This window comes from SAR202 cluster bacterium (assembly GCA_016872355.1).
Taxonomy (GTDB): domain Bacteria; phylum Chloroflexota; class Dehalococcoidia; order Lucifugimonadales; family VGZY01; genus VGZY01.
Genome location: VGZY01000063.1, coordinates 1 through 16,461 on the forward strand (window position 1 = coordinate 1; position 16,461 = coordinate 16,461).

Annotated in this window: 12 protein-coding genes and 1 tRNA gene; 2 read left to right on the plus strand and 11 right to left on the minus strand. The window is 62.1% G+C overall.

Annotation, left to right across the window (positions count from 1 at the left end):
* Positions 1–479: 479 nt before the first annotated feature.
* The 3 genes from FJ319_11675 to FJ319_11685 form a co-directional block, all read right to left on the minus strand.
* Positions 480–2,564, minus strand: a complete 2,085-nt coding sequence (locus FJ319_11675) for a glycogen debranching protein (GenBank protein MBM3934937.1) — start codon at positions 2,562–2,564, stop codon at positions 480–482.
* A gap of 121 nt (positions 2,565–2,685) precedes the next feature.
* Positions 2,686–4,428, minus strand: coding sequence for a malto-oligosyltrehalose trehalohydrolase (gene treZ, locus FJ319_11680; GenBank protein MBM3934938.1), 1,743 nt, complete (start codon positions 4,426–4,428; stop codon positions 2,686–2,688).
* Positions 4,429–4,602: 174 nt separating this feature from the next.
* Positions 4,603–5,091: a hypothetical protein gene (locus FJ319_11685; GenBank protein ID MBM3934939.1), complete on the minus strand. Its 489-nt coding sequence runs from the start codon at positions 5,089–5,091 to the stop codon at positions 4,603–4,605.
* Between the two features lie 68 nt (positions 5,092–5,159).
* Here FJ319_11685 and FJ319_11690 point away from each other — a divergent pair, with 68 nt between their 5' ends.
* The gene (locus FJ319_11690) at positions 5,160–6,062 is read left to right on the plus strand and encodes a hypothetical protein (protein MBM3934940.1); all 903 of its coding nucleotides are present in this window, start codon (positions 5,160–5,162) and stop codon (positions 6,060–6,062) included.
* A 7-nt stretch (positions 6,063–6,069) separates the two neighbouring features.
* Here the strand turns inward: FJ319_11690 and FJ319_11695 are convergent, their stop codons facing one another.
* The 5 genes from FJ319_11695 to FJ319_11715 form a co-directional block, all read right to left on the minus strand.
* On the minus strand, positions 6,070–7,278 hold the full coding sequence (locus FJ319_11695) for an NAD(P)/FAD-dependent oxidoreductase (protein MBM3934941.1): 1,209 nt from the start codon (positions 7,276–7,278) through the stop codon (positions 6,070–6,072).
* A gap of 153 nt (positions 7,279–7,431) precedes the next feature.
* Entirely contained in the window at positions 7,432–8,193 is a 762-nt protein-coding gene (locus FJ319_11700; GenBank protein MBM3934942.1) for an NYN domain-containing protein, read from the minus strand.
* Between the two features lie 56 nt (positions 8,194–8,249).
* Positions 8,250–9,500, minus strand: coding sequence for an aspartate aminotransferase family protein (locus FJ319_11705; protein ID MBM3934943.1), 1,251 nt, complete (start codon positions 9,498–9,500; stop codon positions 8,250–8,252).
* Positions 9,501–9,518: 18 nt separating this feature from the next.
* Positions 9,519–10,340, minus strand: coding sequence for an LLM class F420-dependent oxidoreductase (locus FJ319_11710; GenBank protein ID MBM3934944.1), 822 nt, complete (start codon positions 10,338–10,340; stop codon positions 9,519–9,521).
* 55 nt (positions 10,341–10,395) lie between these two features.
* Positions 10,396–11,223, minus strand: coding sequence for a YceI family protein (locus FJ319_11715; protein ID MBM3934945.1), 828 nt, complete (start codon positions 11,221–11,223; stop codon positions 10,396–10,398).
* A gap of 91 nt (positions 11,224–11,314) precedes the next feature.
* Here FJ319_11715 and FJ319_11720 point away from each other — a divergent pair.
* Positions 11,315–11,390: transfer RNA gene (locus FJ319_11720), tRNA-Ala, on the plus strand.
* 135 nt (positions 11,391–11,525) lie between these two features.
* Here FJ319_11720 and FJ319_11725 read toward each other — a convergent pair.
* The 3 genes from FJ319_11725 to FJ319_11735 form a co-directional block, all read right to left on the minus strand.
* Positions 11,526–13,079: a hypothetical protein gene (locus FJ319_11725; protein MBM3934946.1), complete on the minus strand. Its 1,554-nt coding sequence runs from the start codon at positions 13,077–13,079 to the stop codon at positions 11,526–11,528.
* Between the two features lie 42 nt (positions 13,080–13,121).
* On the minus strand, positions 13,122–13,946 hold the full coding sequence (locus FJ319_11730) for a hypothetical protein (GenBank protein MBM3934947.1): 825 nt from the start codon (positions 13,944–13,946) through the stop codon (positions 13,122–13,124).
* 187 nt (positions 13,947–14,133) lie between these two features.
* Positions 14,134–16,095, minus strand: coding sequence for a hypothetical protein (locus FJ319_11735; protein MBM3934948.1), 1,962 nt, complete (start codon positions 16,093–16,095; stop codon positions 14,134–14,136).
* Between the last annotated feature and the right edge of the window lie 366 nt (positions 16,096–16,461).

The following is a 16,461-nucleotide window of genomic DNA, read 5'->3' on the forward strand; positions in this document are numbered from 1 at the left end:
ACAGTGTGCTGTGCTTCCGATACCAGCGGACAGTGGCCGCGGATAACACGGTGAGCTTTGGTGGAGAGGACCTGCAGATCGAGCCTGACAGCGAGCGGAGCACATACGCCAGGGCGACCGTAGAGGTACAGGAGCGGCTGGACGGGCGCATCGTGGTCATGCACAAGGGGCGTGAGCTGGCCAGCACGGTTGCTCCCCTAAGACCCGCAGTCCTGCGAGCAAGGCGAAGAAAAGCTCAGGCGGGCAAGCGAGGAGAGGGGCGTGCTGGAGACGGACCCGTCTCCAGCACACCCCTCTCCTCGCCCAAGGATCGAAAGCCGGCTCCAGATCACCCTTGGAGATCGAGACTGATTCAACCAAAACCAGTCGTACTGACAAAATCACTGAGCAGTAAGACTGACAAAGTCATTGAGCATTGACACGCAAAGTGTATCTGACCGGGGCCTGCAAAAGTGGCTTTCCAGGCGAAACCTCGCCCGTCATTGGCCGTTTCGCGAACCGTTTCCCTGCGGGGGAGGCTCAGTCTTTATCCAGCAGCGCAGCACCTCTGCAACGCTCCATGCCTGGGCGCAGCAGCCCCTCGGCAGGTACGGCTCCTCTGCGTCGAATATCTCGCTGATGGAGCCTATGCACCCCTCATCCAGGTGACTCACGAAGCCGCGCAGGAAGTGCCTGGCCTCCCCCGTGCGTCCGGGGTGCACCCTCAGCCATGCGTCAATGAACGGTCCAACAAGCCAGCCCCACACAGTGCCCTGATGGTAAGCCGCGTCGCGGGAACGGAGGTCGCCGTAGTACATCGCCTTGTAGTCGGTGTGTCCCGGGGCAAGCGAGCGCAGGCCAAGGGGCGTAAGCAGCTTTTCACGCACAATGTTGACGACGGGTTCCCACTTGTCCTCGTCCAGGACCGGGTGGTCCAGGGAGACTGCCAGCACCTGGTTGGGCCGGCAGGCGGGATCATTTCCTGCAGGGCCGTCTATCACATCGTAGAGATAGCCGGCGCCCTCGTTCCAGAAGCGCGTGTTGAAGGATTTGCGCGCCTTCTTGGCGTGGCCGGCGAAGAACGCGGCATCGTGGCCGCCTTTCCTGTATTCCAACCCCGCGGCCCACCCCTCCATAAGCTTCAAGGCGTTATACCAGAGGGCGTTAATCTCCACAGCCTTGCCGCGCCTGGGGGTCACCACCCAGTCTCCCACCTTGGCGTCCATCCATGTTAACTGGTAGCCCGCTTCCCCCTGCCTGATGAGCCCGTCCCGGGGGTCCACGCCTATGCCGAACCTTGTACCCTTCAGATGGTGCTCCACAATGTCGCAGAGGAAGGGCAGCAGCATCCTGAGGGTCGCAACATCGCCGGTGGCGTTGACGTACTGCTCGATGGCATGGAAGAACCAGAGAGTCGCGTCCGCGGTGTGGTACAGCCCTTGCCGCTCGCCCTCAGGGAACATGTTGGGGATGAGCCCGTCCCTGACGTAATGGGCGAAGGTACGGAGGATGTATCCCGCCTCAACGTGCCTGCCCGTGGCCAGGGTCAGGCCCTCCACGCTGATCATCGTGTCGCGGCCCCAGTCCGTGAACCAGTGATAGCCGGCAATGATTGTGCGTACCTCGTCCCCTGCCGCCCGAGCCCGGGCGGAGTCCGCCACCCTGCCGGCGGGAGTTATTATGAACTGGTCCGCCGCCATTACCAGTGTCGCCGCCGTCTCGGACTTCCTGGCCACCGGGTGAGCTATAGCGAGCAGCCTCCTTCGCCTCTCCTTCTCTGCCGCAAAAGCCTCCCCCGTGGACATCGCGGACATCGTGTCCCAATCGTCCGTGGAAGCAACAAAAGTGGCATCGTTTCCCGGTCCAAGGTCCACGCTCAGGTGGCCGGGGCTCCACAACTGGCCTGTTGACTCGTATCCCCTGCTCTCTTCAACCCTGTAAAGCAAGTCCGGTATCACCTTGCCCTCCAGGGTGAAGCTTGATGACTGACCGTACAGTCTCATCCTGAGCGGCGGAAGGTCCCGGCACAGGGAGAGTTCGTACCTGTCATCCATCGCTGTGAAGCCGTAGCCCTTCTTTAGAGGGGCGTTCACCGGAGCGTCGTGGTGGCGGAAGTTCACCGCCGGGGACAGCTTCAGCCGGAATCGCCGGTCCCCGCCGACTACCCGGTAGGTCACATACACGGTGTTTTGCCGGTGGGGCATCAGCAGCGTATCCTCTATAGTGGCGCCGTCCACATCGTACTGCCAGACGGGCAGCCCGTCCTCGAGGCGCACGCCCGTTAGCTGCGTCGCGCCGTGAAGCTGCAGGGAGCGGTCAGCGTGCTCCTCGCCGCCAAGCCTGATCGCCTGCCCGCCTTGAGGCACAAGGTCTTCAAACAGGTGGTTGAGCATCGTCATCCTGCCCATCGGCGCCGGAAGCGCGGCCACCAGCAAACCGTGGTAACGTCGCGTCGTCACGCCGGATATCGTGCCGGAGGCGTAACCCCCAAGCCCATTCGTTACAAGCCATTCGCGCGTCAGCAGGGGTTCAAGCTCAACTCCGGCCTCACCGGGATCCTGCTTGAGCTTCGTTGCTTCGACCATGTTTCTCGGTTTTCTCCTGTGATGTCAGTGCAATAGTTGAATGGGCGGGAATAAACCAGCCGGCATTGGTAATCGTCCGCGGCGTTCCCACACCTCCATACTCTGGGTCCTCGCTGGACCACTACAGGCGCCATGACCGTCCGAGCGGCGGTGCGGTGAGCGGGTCAGGTATCGATTTCAGGTGAAGGTCCCTGCCGAAGTTGACCAGGAGCAGGCGGTCGCCATGCTCTTCCCCGAAGAAACGGAGCAGGAACGCCTCAGGCGCGATGACTGCGCCGTCAATCTTTCCGTATTCGCCGACGCTGAATGCCAAATCCTCCCGCCGGATCTGGATGAGGTCCCTGTGCAGGGCGCACGCCCCGCCGTTCACCTCGCGCTCCCGTGGGTCCAGTTTCGACCGCACGAAAGTCCACCTGTCCGCAGGCTCCGGCAGCCTGTCGCGCATCTCCGGCGTGGCCAGGCTGGGGAACTGCCGGAGAAAATCCTTCCGTCCCTCGCTGACAAGTTCCGCCAGCTCCGGTTTGTGGTGAGCAAAGTAGAAGAACGGACTGGACGACTGGAACTCCTGCCCCTGGAAGAGCATGGGAGTACCCGGCCCCAGGAGCATCAGCGCCACCATGGAGCGGTACCTGCCGGGACTTGTCAGCTGGTGCACCCGCATGCCCCTGCCGGAGTTCGCAATCTGGTCGTGGTTCTCGATAAAGTTCACAAAGGCGCTTGGGGGCAGGCCGAACGAGGGCGTTCCGCGGTTTTGATTCTGCCACGAGTACCACTGCCCCTGGAAGAGGTAGCCGTACTTGGCGGAGGAGATGAACTCCTGGGGCGAGCCGGTGTGGTCAGTGTAGTACGCCTCGTTGTGGCCGGTCATCGCAACGACGGCGCTATGGTGGAAATCGTCATTCCAGAGACCGTCGAGCCCGTATCCCCCACTCCCCACGGGCCGCGCAAACACCGTCCGCTGTGGCTCATTCTCGGCAATTATGATGGTGTCGCGGCCGCGCGCAGCCTCCCGCACGGTCCTTGCTATCGCCTTGATTATGTGGTCCGGAGAGCTATCGAAGATCGCCTGCGTGGCGTCGAGTCGCAAACCGTCGATATGGAACTCTTCGATCCAGTAGCGTGCGTTGGACAGAAAGAACTCTCGCACGGGCGCAGACAGCTCGCCGTCGAAGTTGATCGGCTCGCCCCATTCTGTCTCGTAGCGGTCTGTGAAGTAGTCCGGGGAGAAGGCCTTGAGGTAGTTGCCGTCCGGACCCAGGTGGTTATAAACCACATCGAGTATGACGGCCAGTTCCAGAGCATGCGCGGCGTCAACGAATGCGCGAAAATCGTCCGGGTGGCCGTAGAGCCGCGTGGGGGCGAACATGTCAACGCCGTCGTAGCCCCAGCCGAAGTCGCCGGGGAAGTCCGCTACCGGCATAATCTCCAGCACGGACACGCCGAGACGGGCCAGCTCGGGCAATTGCGTTATCGCGGCGCGCCACGTGCCCTCCGGCGTGAACGTGCCGATATGCATCTCGTAGATGACCTGGCCAAGAAGCCGGCAGCCCTTCCAGCCGAAGTCGGTCCAGTGGAACGCATTCGGATCGATAACCTGGGACGGCCCGTGGGGCCCCTGGGGTTGGAACCGCGATGCAGGATCGGGATAGAGGTCCGGGCCCGCATCGAGGCGGAAGCTATACAGATCGCCCGGCGCAACTCCGGAGACCAGCCCGGAGAAGTATACGCTCCGCTCTTGCCGCAACGGGTACGGCGCGTGGCGCCCCTCGGCATTCTGGACAACTACGTCGACTGATGCCTTGGCCGGCGCCCATACCCTGAAGTGCGTCCCTTTGCCGCTCACCCAATCAGCGCCGACAGGCATGGCCCGGACGTTCTTGTTCGATTTTTCAGCGTGCCCGCGGACGGTAGCCATTCCCCCTCCCAACCGCCACCCCGCAACCCATCGATTCCACTTTAGCAGAGCCGTATGGGTGCGAAATCATCTGACCGGACAGTAATAGAGTCTACGGACCCCGGACGAAAGATGGAACGTTTTTCAGCCCGCAGGCTGCAGCTTCCGCCTTCCCATCCTTCTCAAGCCTAGCGCTGTCAGCTCAATTATCGCCACACCCGCCACGGCGCCGATCACATCCACGAGAGCATCCTGCCATGTGGAATACCGGCCAGGCACGAACCTCTGGTGGAGCTCATCACTTACGCCGTACAGGGATGCGGCCAGCACCGCCGCGGCCCAAAGCAACGGCGGACGGAGCCCAAGGCCGTACCGGAAAAGGCGATACGCAAGCATGGCCAGCAGCGCGTACTCCGTGAGGTGCACGAATGTCGGCGCTATCAGCGCCGGGAGCCCCTCTATCGGCGCGGTTACTTTCTGGATCCCTCCGGGCGTGAAGCTGGACATCAGGAATATTGCCGCGGCCCAGAAGATCAAAGGCAGCCAGTACTGGAAATAGGTCTTGATCGCAATGCTCCACGACCGTGGCGCATATCTGGGGCAGATAGCGCCGCAGGGATAATTGTTGTACACTCGGACAGGTCCGGGGCCCGTGCCGGATCTCCGATGCCTTCTCAAAACGCTTCGACCAGGTGAACCCGATGCCGACCTTCCGTCACTTGACCAGCACAGAGCAGCTCACACGCGATTGGGTGGAAAAGAAGCTCTTCCCGTCCGCGGAGAAGATGAGCTCCCGAACAAACGGCGAAGAGACCCTCAGGCGGCGCGCGCTCTACTGCCTGTTCTATGAGCCCAGCTTCGTAACGCGGGCATCGTTCGAAAGGGCTATCGAGCTGTTGGGTGGCGATTCCTACCATACGGAAGACGCCTCGCAGTTCTTCCCGGAAAAGACGCCGAACTACATAGAGAATATCATGAGTATCCTGGCGAGCCTGCGGATAGACCTCGTCGTCCTCCGAAGCAGCGACCCCACCGTCATGGACCGCGCATCGAGCGCCAACGCCCTTTCGATCATAAACGGCGGCAGCTCCAACGACCATCCAACCCAGGCGGCAGCGGACATCTGGACGATGAAGCGCGAACTTGGAGGTGTGGACGGCGCCACCGTCGTCATTATCGGCAGGCCTGAGCACCGGAACGTCAGCGCGCTTCTCAAGGGCCTGACCATGTTCAAAGACGTAAATGTCGTCCTGGTCCCTTTCAGTGGCCAGGTGGACCCCGTCGTGGCGAGCTATTGCGAGAGCCGCGGGCTCAAGCTGACCACAACCCAGGACATCGAGGCCGTACGCAACGCAGACGCAATCTATCTCAACGGGCCGCGGACCGTCGCCCACGTCCAGCTTCTCAAGGCGCGAGCGTCCTCCACACTGAGGATAGACGCGAAGTTCATGGGGATGTTGAAGCAGGAATGCATCATTCTGGACCCAATGCAGCGGAGCGGGGACTTCACATTCGAGACCCAGGACAGGCGGCTTGCGTTCTACCGGCAGGCGGAAAATGCTCTGTACGTCCGAATGTCCCTGCTTGCGGAGATGCTGGCGTAGTTCAAGCCTACAGAGGCCGCGCCGTAGCCCCGTCCGGGCGGCCCGAGACGGTGGGGGCGATTGACCCGATCACCCGGCGAAAGTCCTGGTGACCCACGGCCTTCATGATAACGCCGCTGTGCCAATCGAAAGACGTATCTCTTGCGGACGCAATGTCCGTGTACAATCTGGACGAAAGAAGCTCGCTCACCAGGCGCTCCACGCGCCCGTCTCCCAGCGATTCATAGACGCGACGGGCAACATACCCTACACGCAGCTCTTTGCCGAAAACGGCCCTCCACCTGGTCTCGTACGCCCTCATTTGCCGGGCAGAAAAATCCCCTGCCTCGAACGCGTGCAGGACCGTCTCGGCCGCCAGCTCGCCGGAGATAAGGGCGTAGTATATCCCCCCTCCGGTCGTCGGCTTCACAAGGCCGGCGGCGTCTCCAACAACCACGACCCTGTCGCGGAATGTCCGGGATATCGGCCGGATCGGGATGCCCCATCGCCTGGGCTCCTTCAGGACGGAACGCACCCGGCCGGTCCGCCTGAGGTCTTCCATGAAGTCTCTCATGTGTCCGTTCAACCTGCGCCGCGAGACAATTCCCACCAGCGCGCGCGTGTCGGACATCGGCGCCACCCACCCAAACGAGCCCGGCGCGACGGCATCTCCCAGGTAGACCTCGGTGTCCTCCAGGCCGTCCGTCTCTACGACCGCCTGAACGCCTATCATGTAGTCCGACTGCTGTTTTCGGTCCGCCAGCCCGGCCATGCGCACAAGGCCGGAGCCAAAGCCGGCCGCGATGACCAGCACGCGGGCGCGGTATCGACGGTCCCCCGATGCCGCGGTCGCCAGTACGTCCACACAATCGGCATGCGGCTCAATGCCAACCACATTCTCACCAAGGCGGTACTCGGCGCCGGCGGAAGCTGCATTCTCAGCGAGAGATGAAACGTAAGAGACCCGGTCGATGATGAAGGCCTGCGGCTCTTCCTTGGAGATAGTGTGCCGCCTGCCGGAGGGAGAGATCAAAACGGCCGAACGCGCCGCCCGGTAGACTTGCGAGGGCTTCGGGGGGAAGCGCAATGCGCACTCACGGCCGATTATGCCGGTGCAGAGCTTGTCTCCAATGCTGGTGCGCCAGTCGATAACCGCGACCTTCAGGCCGCCGGATGCGAGGCGCGCAGCGGCCATGTTGCCGGCCGGCCCTGCCCCAATGACTATTGCGTCGTGCAAGCGGGTCCTCCGTTTTTCACTGGGGTCCGCGACGATATGCTGCTCAATTCTCACCGAATTCCAGTTAGTGATAGGCCGAAGGGAAAGGGCTGCACCGGGCGGCCCTGTAAAATGGTACCGCACCGAATCATGCGCAACAACCCGCCTGCCGGCTTACTCCCCTCGCTGTCGCCCGAAGCGCCACACGGCCCGCCTCTTTGGCGCCTCCGGCTCCGGCGCCCTCTCAGGGCTGCCCTGCAATTGGGGCAGGGCCGGCTCAAGAGGCTTTGCAGCGCCATCCGTAGCCGTCACCGGCTCCGGCGGCGGCGCCTGCGCCGCGTGCCTCAGGTCATCACGCCTCCGGCTCCAGAGGTCCCCGAAGTATGAGGGAGTGAAGTAGATACGCTCGTCGGCCACGTTCGCAAGCTCCCACGACAGATTGGCCGGGAACGCGGCAATCTCAACGTGCTTGCCCATGTTCTTGACGGTCTCAACCGCGTACGCAAAGTCGCCGTCGCCCGTGACTAGAACAGCAACGTCGTACATATCTCCCCACGCGAACTTGAGCAGGTCGGTGGCGAGCATGATGTCGATGCCCTTCTCAACCGAAGTGGCGCCGCGCATCTTGGAGCCGCCGAGCCGGACCTCCAGGTAATGCACGTTTCCGAGGGCGCTCAAGAACTTCTGCTGGTCCTGGTACGCCTGGGGGTTCCTGTCGGGGTCCCGCAGAACGTTGTAGTAGTAGACTCGCACCAGCCTTCGGTCGCCGGTTAGCTTGGCGCCGAAAGCTCCGAAATCCACATCGTACCTCCGGCAGTTCTCCTCAAGGCTGTGGTAGAGATTGCTGCCGTCTATGAATATGGCTACGCGCTCATCAGCCCTGTGTGCTGAATTGCCGGAGACCCGCCTGCCTGCTCCTCCTGCTGCTGACACCATATTCGACTCCCTGTAATCAGTTTTGGCGCCCATTTGGGAGCGGCGCGGGACCTTCACTAGGCCATTATAGCCACGCCAAGCTCACCCTCAACAGCCCAGAGGGCAATGTCTATGGCGTGGACCGCCTCATCCACCTCTTCCCTTGTTATCGTGAGCGGTGGCGCGATTGTCAGGGCGCTGCCCTCCGCATACACCAGCACTCCCTGCTCCGAAAGCCGCCGCACTGTCCGCGCAGACAGGTCGGCAACCTCGATCGCACGGCCGCGGTCCTTCAGACCATCGGCAAGCTCGATACCTAGAAGGAGCCCTCTTCCCCGCACTGCAGCGACGGCCGGGTGGTCAACCTTCAGTCCTTCGATAACTTCCTTCAGGTATGGCCCAACTTCGGCTGCATTGGCCGCCAGACCGCCGCCACCCACCGCCTCGATGTGCTTCACCGCCGCGGCGCAAGATACAGGGTTCGCGCGGCCGCCGTTCGTGTTTTCCTCCGGCGCCGGTCCGATCCTGACCAGCAAGGCCCCCAACGGCAGGTACCCGCCAGCCAGCGCGTCTCCAAGCACAACGATGTCCGGAGACGCCCCGACTCCCTCCCCCGCAAGCACCTTGCCCGAGCGCCCGAGGCCGCACGTACTCTCATCCGCGATAAGCACAATGCCATATTCGTTGCATATCTCCCGCAGCATCGGCCAGTACTCGTCACCCGGAACGACCCCGAGCCGCGACACCGGCTCAGCGACGAGCGCGCACACCGCGGAAGGACCCGCCGCCACTACCGCCTTCTCGACGGCCCTGGCGCACCGTACAGCGCATTCTGCCGGGGTGGTCCCTCCCATTTCACATGAATATGGGTCCGGCTGCGGCACGAAGACCACCCCGCTCTTACGCGCCAAATCCGATGCGAACGCCGTCCTCTTCTGAACGGCAACGATTGCCTCGCCGGGCGATCCTCGACTGCGTTGAGCGGCGATGCCGATGGCGGCCTCCATTGCGCGAGCACGGCTTTCAGCGAGCACGACGCCCTCCCAACTCCCCGGCATCAACCCATGCAGGGCGGTCCGCAGCGCCTCATGGGCCACCGTGTCCCCCGGGGCTGAGGCGAGCTTGAGGGTCTGCTCGTAGGCGGCCTCGGCGATCCGCCTGTCGCCGTGCCCGGCCGAGGCTCGCCCATCCACGCACGCAAGGTCATAGTATGCCTTGCCGGCGGAGTCCACAACCCTGACTCCCCGGCCATCTACGAATCTCATAGAGCTCTCAATTCTCGATCGCACTATTCGCAATGCCTGCACTCTGGATGACGACATTTCCATGGTGCGCCACGAAGCCGCTCACGGCAATAGCTCGCGGGCTATTTTTTCTAGCTCCGCCATGGACTCCGCCTTGCCGGCCGTTGGAAAGCTAACGATCGCCCTAGCCATGCCTGCCTGCCGGTAGGCCTCAATCATCGCCCCGTCGGCTTTCAGGCCAACCACCGATATCTCCAGCGTCAGGGGGTCCCGCCCCGCGGCGGTCGCCAGGCGGTCGAGCTCCGCCCTGCCCGCGCGCACCTCCTCAGGTGTCACGCCGATGGGAATCCAGCCGTCGCCGTACTCAACAGCGCGCTTGAATACGTTCGCCGCCTTGCCGCCCAGGAGGACGGGAGGATGGGGCTTGCGCACAGGTTTGGGGAAGCAGTAGACGGAAGGGAAATCGTAGTACTTGCCGTGGAACTCGCTCTCATCGTTCGTCCACAGCGCCTTCATCGCGAGAACGGCCTCGCGGGCCTGCGTCCACCTGTGGGGGAAATCGCTTCCGAGTATGGCCGCCTCCTCCTCAATGGAGCCGGTGCCGATGCCAAGCAGCAGCCGTCCGCCGGAGTATGCATCGAGCGTCGCCGCTTCCTTCGCAAGCGCGATGGGGTGCCGCTCCGTGACGACGATCACGGCCGTGCCGAGCATGAGGGTGGTGGTGACCAAGGAAGCGCGGGCGAGTGCGATCAGCGGATCGACCGCATCACCCCATAGCCTGGGCGCATTGGAGGCGGTCTTCACGGGCAGGACCGGCTGGTCAGGCAGCCAGAGGGACTCGAAGCCGAGTCCTTCAGCCCGCTTGGCAAGGTCGGCCACATCGATGGAGTAACTGGTCAGGATGGGCGCGATTCCGATCTTCAAGACAGGTCTCTCCGCTGTTTTGCTGAGATTGTACCCTCACGCGGCCCATCTTTCACTATCCGCCTGACGCGGCCGAGAAATCGATCTCCAGCCGGATATTGTCCTCAACGCTCAGCACGACGGCCACCCTGGGTACCGACATATTGAAGAGGCCGAACTTGAACGCAGTCGTCGCCAGGCCGGCGACCTTGCCGCCGTCAAATCTGGCCGTAACGTCCCAGGTGAGAGGCTTCGTTACTCCCCGAATGGTCATGTCGCCCAGCAGCTTGAAAGTCGCCTCTCCGCTTTCTGGCAGCGGCCACGGCAGTCCCTGTACCTCCGTCACGGCAAGCACTGCGTCCGGGTAACGCGAGGTCTGGAGGCTATTCTGCCTCACGTAATTGTCCCTGCGGCCCTCGTCGCTTACGAGTGTGTCCACCCCCACGGTGATCGTCGACTGTCCCTGGACGACCTTCCCCTCCCCGTCAAGCACGATCTTCCCGGTGACATCCCTTGTCACACCCACGGCATCGTTGGGGAAGCTGGCCCCGGCAAGCTGCTCTCTCACCAGGTAACGCGCCTGGGACCCCGAAGTGATACTTATTGTGACCCCGCCGGCCGGTACGTCATCTGCTGCTCCTGAAAGTGGATTTGACGCAGTCGGTACGCCGGACGGGGCAGGACTCGGCTGGGACGCAGGCGCCGCAGTCGCAGTCCGGCCCGGCGTTGGGCTCTCCGCCGCATCGATGCACGCCGCGGCTGTGACCAGACCGACAACTGAAGACAGGACCAGCGCAGCCGTCCAAATGGCTTTCTTAAGCATAAGCAAGACTCCACTCAAGCTCCGGCCGCCATAACTGATGAAGGCGGGCGTGGAGGCAATTTGCCACGTAAATGTGGCCATTATATGAACTTGCTGAGGCTCCGGGCGGATAGCATCTCAAATTGACACTCCAACGCGACCGGCGCTATAATCGACCTTGCTGTACAAGCGTGGGGATATAGCTCAACTGGGAGAGCGCCGCGTTCGCAATGCGGAGGTTGGGGGTTCAAGTCCCCCTATCTCCACCACGTACGACCACAAAACAAAGGGTCCCTGCGCAGGGGCCCTTTTCGTTTTCTCTGCCTGCCCGGCATTGGCCGCCTGGCGTTCTCGTGAGCAGACCTTTCCTAACCGCGTACCGGTCTCGGGAAGAGCGTATGGGTTCACCTGGCAGTGATTACCAGCGTTCCCTTCTTGAACGTCGTGAAAGAATAGTTCTCTGCGGAGAGGCTGCCGATTCCGGGAGTTATGCTGTATGTGCCCGCCTTGGTGGCGGTCGGCGCCGTGCCCGCAAAGGTCGCGCGACCCGAGACCGCCGATGCATCGTCGCCGTTCACAAACCCTGAGATCGTAACTGTGAAGTTGGTGAATGCCTTGCCGTCGCTCTTCTTGCTTGCACTGTCGGAAGTCACGGTCAACCGGGCTTTCTCAACCTTTAGGGTCCCTTTAACGAAGTCCGAGAAATTGTAGTTGGAGGACGTCACCGTGCCCTTTGTGCAGGTAATGGTGTACTGACCTGCGTTGCTCTCGGGCGTTGCCTCAGATACGCAGTCCGCCTTCCCCCTGGTCGTTCCCGCTGCCGTGTCCCCATCCACAAAACCTCTTAGAGTCCAGGTGAACTTCGGGTTAGGCTTGCCGTATGTCCGCGTGGCGTTGTTTGCCGTAATCGTCAGCTCCGCCTTGCGAATCGTCAGCGTGCCCGTCTTGTACGACGTGAAGACATAGTTTTTGGCGGCCAACGTGCCCTTTGTAGGGACGATCTTGAATGCACCGGCGTCCACGGCCTCGACAGCAGGCCCGTCAAAGCCCGACGCTCCGCTCACTACCGAAAGGTCGTCGCCGTTCACGAACCCGCCCACGGTAAACGTGAAGTCTTCAAACGGCCTGCCGTCGTAGGTCTTTGCCTTGTTAACAGCGGTTACGGAAAGCGGGGCCCTGGTCACTGTGAGCGCCCCTGTCGTCACTTCAGCAATCGTGTAGTTCGGGGCCGTTAGCGACGCCTTTGAGCACTTGATTTCGTAAGCCCCCGCGTCGCTTGTGGCATCCGCTACCGTCGCGCAGGAAGCCCTGCCGGCAACCTCCGCGGTAGACATCGATTCGCCGTTCACAAAACCTTTCAATGTCGCGGTAAGCTTTGGGTTGGATCTTCCATAAGACCGGCTCTTATCGTCAGTGTCCAAAGTCAGCGGGGCCTTGGCTATTGTCAGTGTCCCCTTGGCGAAATACGCGAACTCGTAGTTTTCAGCGGCAAGCGTGCCCAGCGTCGGCACTATCGAGTACGATCCGGCGTCGATCGCGACAACGGCGCTACCCTTGAACCCCGCCGCGCCGGTAACGACAGAGGCATCGTCCCCGTCAACGAAACCGGTCACAATAACCGTGAAGTCATCATATGCGGCGCCATCATAGACCTTGCGTGTGCTCTGCACAGTGACCGTGAGTTTTGCCTTTTCAACCCTGAGACTGCCCGGCCGAACGCCTGTGACCCGGTAGTTGTCGGCCGCGAGGGTCCCGGCACCCACTTCTATGGAGTGCTCACCGGCATCCACAGCTATGACGGCCGGCCCGCCGAACTCAGGTGAGCCCTTCATCACAGACGGACCGTCGCCGCGCACGAAGCCGCTGAGCGACGCGGTAAACGAATTGTATGCCCGGCCGTCGTAGACCTTCTCTTTCGTGTCTCCGGAAAGGACCAGCTGGGCCTTTTCTATTTGCACCGCGCTCGTGGCTTTGACCGGCTCGTAGGTGTTGTCTCCGGGCTAGCCGGCCACGATGAGACACGTGCCTGCGGCATCGATATGGGCCAATTCGCCGGAGACTGAGCAGACGCCTTCGGTAAATGAAGAGAACGACAGCGGGAGGCGGGAGCTTACCGTCGCGCCGATCCTGAAATCGGTATCGCCGTAGGTCTTCCCGTCCACGCTTTGAAAGGATACTTCCTGCGTGAACCGCCCGAAATTCCAGTCAATTGCGCCGTTTGCCCCGTTGAAAGTGAGACTGGAGTCGCCGAACGCGCCGGCAGGGGCGTTGTAGACAAATTCGTTGCTGGTTGGCCCGCTAATGTGCGTCAGGGTGATGGTTGCCTTCAGATAGTGACCCGCCGGCACTGACATGTTCAGGAAACTGGCGTTCCCAGTCGTGCACTTCTTGCCGGCGAGGGCCTCTACTTTGGTGTTGCCGCTGGGCCGGGAGGAAGCAATCAGCGTTTCAGACCCATTTGCCGGATTGTAGTCGTAGTAACCCACATCGCACTTGAAGGTCAGTGCTGACGCGCCCGAGTTCTTGACCCACACCTCGGCGCGGCCATGGTCGCTGGCCCCAAGTGATCTCGCCGCGCTGAGAGGCGCAGAATAGAAGTCGTAGCTCGTAGTGCCGTTGAACGGTTCGTAAGTACCTGACGCGCCGTAGGAGTCCTGGATCGTGCTGGCCGAAACGCCATTGTGAACGACGGCAAAGACCCCGGACCTGAGCGGAAGGGTCCCGCTGGCCGCCATGGCCGTGCCTGCGCCGCCCGCCGCCACATAAATGGCAACCGCCAGGCCGAAGCCGAGAATTAAGCTGGTCGCGAACTGTGTAGCTCTCAAAGTCCCACCGTACCTTGATTTTCACCTGATCGAGATTTGGGTCTCGCCCGGCGAATGGGTCTTGTAAGAACAACCACAGTCTAGTTTGCGCCGCTCCTGTTTTCCCGACGGAATCCTTCCTAATTCCTGACAATCGCCTGACAAGTTATTGCCGTCGGCGGCCGTGGGCGCACCTGAAATCGGCTCCCTACCGGAACGGCGCGGGCACAGACCCGCCATGCCATGGGAAGGCGTAGCTGGGGGCGTTCACGAAGCGTCGCATGCCCGCCTCCACCCTGATGGACGTGCTCGGTGGCAGCTCCACCGAGAAGTACCGGCCGTCGAACGTCACATTCCGCTCACTGTCCCCGTCCCTGTACGTCACGCCGGTGAACTGGTGTTGGCCGAACCCTCCCGCCTGCACGATCAGCCGCCTGGTCGCGCTCCGCCCCGTGTTCACAAGCTGTATGCCCACGCGGTCCGGCGCCCAGGTGTCCACGAACGCGGCCACATCCGGCGGCAGCCCGGGCCGCACGCGGTCCATGTCGAAATACCTCACGTTCGCCGGCAGCAAGCCGCCGTGGTACACGCTGTGCGGCGAGCCCGTCGTAAGCTGCACCAGCGATTTGCAGTAGACCGGGTTCGGGGGCTCCTCGTTTGCCTTGATAATCTCCGGTACGCTCCTGTCGTCCGCCTTGATCTTCTCGATTACCCCCAGGGCCAGCTCGTACTCCAGCGATAGGATCTTCGTCGGCCAGTCCGGGTTCTTGCCGTCGTAGTACTGGAACCGCGCGTACTCGCTCTCGTAGTCGGCGCGGCTGTCGCCGCCGTACTCTTCCACGTTCCAGTCGCGCTCCTTGTCGCCGTCGCGGAGATGGAGGATGGTGTCGCGGTCCTCTTTGGACATCGTCAGGTGGTAGACATGGGTGGGCTCGTAGACCCGCAGGGAGGTAGCCTGGGGGTAGTCCCACTCCGGCCTCTTGTCAGAGGTGTACCAGCCGTCCTTTGTGACGCGAACGGGGGTCAGAAGGTGGCCGTCGATGCGCTTTACGGAGTTCTGCAGGAGCATCCTGATCTGCGATCGCATCAGCTCGGCGTAGCCGGTGTCTCCGCTCAGCAGAACGGCGCACTCAGTAGCGACATTCACGCTGTGGAAGAACCGCGTGTAGCCGTAGTGGCTGTTCCAACCGCATATGCCCCCCCACCAGACCCCCTCACGGTTCTCTCCGGGCTTGCCGGTGGGCCCAGTATTGTCGGGGATGATCCCGTTGTTCTTCTTGATGCGGTCCATCCACGCCTCAACGTACTCCAGCACCCACTGCTTGTACTTCTTGTCGCCCGTGTAGAGGTATGCGTTTGTGACGAGGCCCGTTGCCCCCAGGTTCGCAGGATGGTCGCCGTTCAGGACTATGTTCGAGAAAAGGTCGGTAATCTGCGCAGCGCGGGCTTCATTATTCCACCAGCCGATCTCAAGGTCCTTGACCACGGGATACAACGACGCCAGCGCGCCCATCGGCTTCGGCTTCCAGCCGGGCGTCTCCGGGTGGCCGCCGTGAAGGTAACGCATCGCATCGCGCTTCGTCCCTTTCAGATAGGGGCCGTCGCTGCCCTGCATCTGCGAGCGAATGATGCGGTGCTTCTTATCGTAGTTGGGCGCCTCCGGGTCCTCGCCGATGTACATACCCGCAAACCGGCGCGCCCTTCGCATGTTCTCGGATATGGTAGGGTCCGCCACGCCCAGGTCGTAGAAGGCCATATTGCCTTCGCCCATGTGGTGCCACTCAGCATCGCCCGGGTGCGCCAGGCTGAAATACTCGTTGTGAATATTGTGGCGGAACCTCATCGGGTGGGGGCCGTGGTGGTAGTCAAGGTAATTGGCCCTGTTCCTGTCGCGGTCGTCGAACAGGCGGGTCGTCGCGTTCCAGTGCTTGAGCGCAAGGTCCACGAGGCTCTCATCGCCGCCCAGCGCGTAGAGCAGGCACCAGTTGTAAGAGCGCTCGTAGTAGTCGTCCATGTCGTCGAACCAGTACCACTGCCCTGCCCGGTCTGCGTACTTCTCGCTGGACAGGCGGGCCGAGCTCTCCAGGAGAGCAATCAGCTTCCTCTCCAGCAGCGCCCAGGCCGGCGGCGGAGTAACCTGCGTAGCCTTAACGTTGACCATCTGCGGCATCGTTACCTTGCTGGTTGTCATATGCTCCTCCCCGGCGCCGCGCTGGTCTCTCGTGCTTCCCGCGGTCCGCCGACAAGTGGCATTATGGCGAGCCTTCAGCGTCAAGTCCAGAGGCATGCGGCGACTGGATGGCGGGATGCCCTTGTGATCTGTCAAGGGGCAGTGAATCTGTCAGTGTTTAGGGTGCAGTGATTTTGTCAGTACGGTTCGTCTCCATGGGTGGTCTGCAGCCGGCTTATGGGCGGTGGACTTAGCCGGATAGGGACTGAGTCCTCTCGCCCGAGGTTTCGGTTGAATTCCGGTGGGAGACTCCTGCGCTTCGGGTTTTGGCTGCTCACCGAGTGAAGATTGGGGATGAGAAAGGTC

What these genes read in the sequence shown, in the direction of transcription:
- FJ319_11715 (MBM3934945.1), bottom strand. Translation starts at nt 11,223, where the DNA reads ATGGCCACATTTACGTGGCAAATTGCCTCCACGCCCGCCTTCATCAGT.
- FJ319_11700 (MBM3934942.1), bottom strand. Translation starts at nt 8,193, where the DNA reads ATGGTGTCAGCAGCAGGAGGAGCAGGCAGGCGGGTCTCCGGCAATTCA.
- treZ (MBM3934938.1), bottom strand. Translation starts at nt 4,428, where the DNA reads ATGCCTGTCGGCGCTGATTGGGTGAGCGGCAAAGGGACGCACTTCAGG.
- FJ319_11705 (MBM3934943.1), bottom strand. Translation starts at nt 9,500, where the DNA reads ATGGAAATGTCGTCATCCAGAGTGCAGGCATTGCGAATAGTGCGATCG.
- FJ319_11735 (MBM3934948.1), bottom strand. Translation starts at nt 16,095, where the DNA reads ATGCCGCAGATGGTCAACGTTAAGGCTACGCAGGTTACTCCGCCGCCG.
- FJ319_11690 (MBM3934940.1), top strand. Translation starts at nt 5,160, where the DNA reads ATGCCGACCTTCCGTCACTTGACCAGCACAGAGCAGCTCACACGCGAT.
- FJ319_11675 (MBM3934937.1), bottom strand. Translation starts at nt 2,564, where the DNA reads ATGGTCGAAGCAACGAAGCTCAAGCAGGATCCCGGTGAGGCCGGAGTT.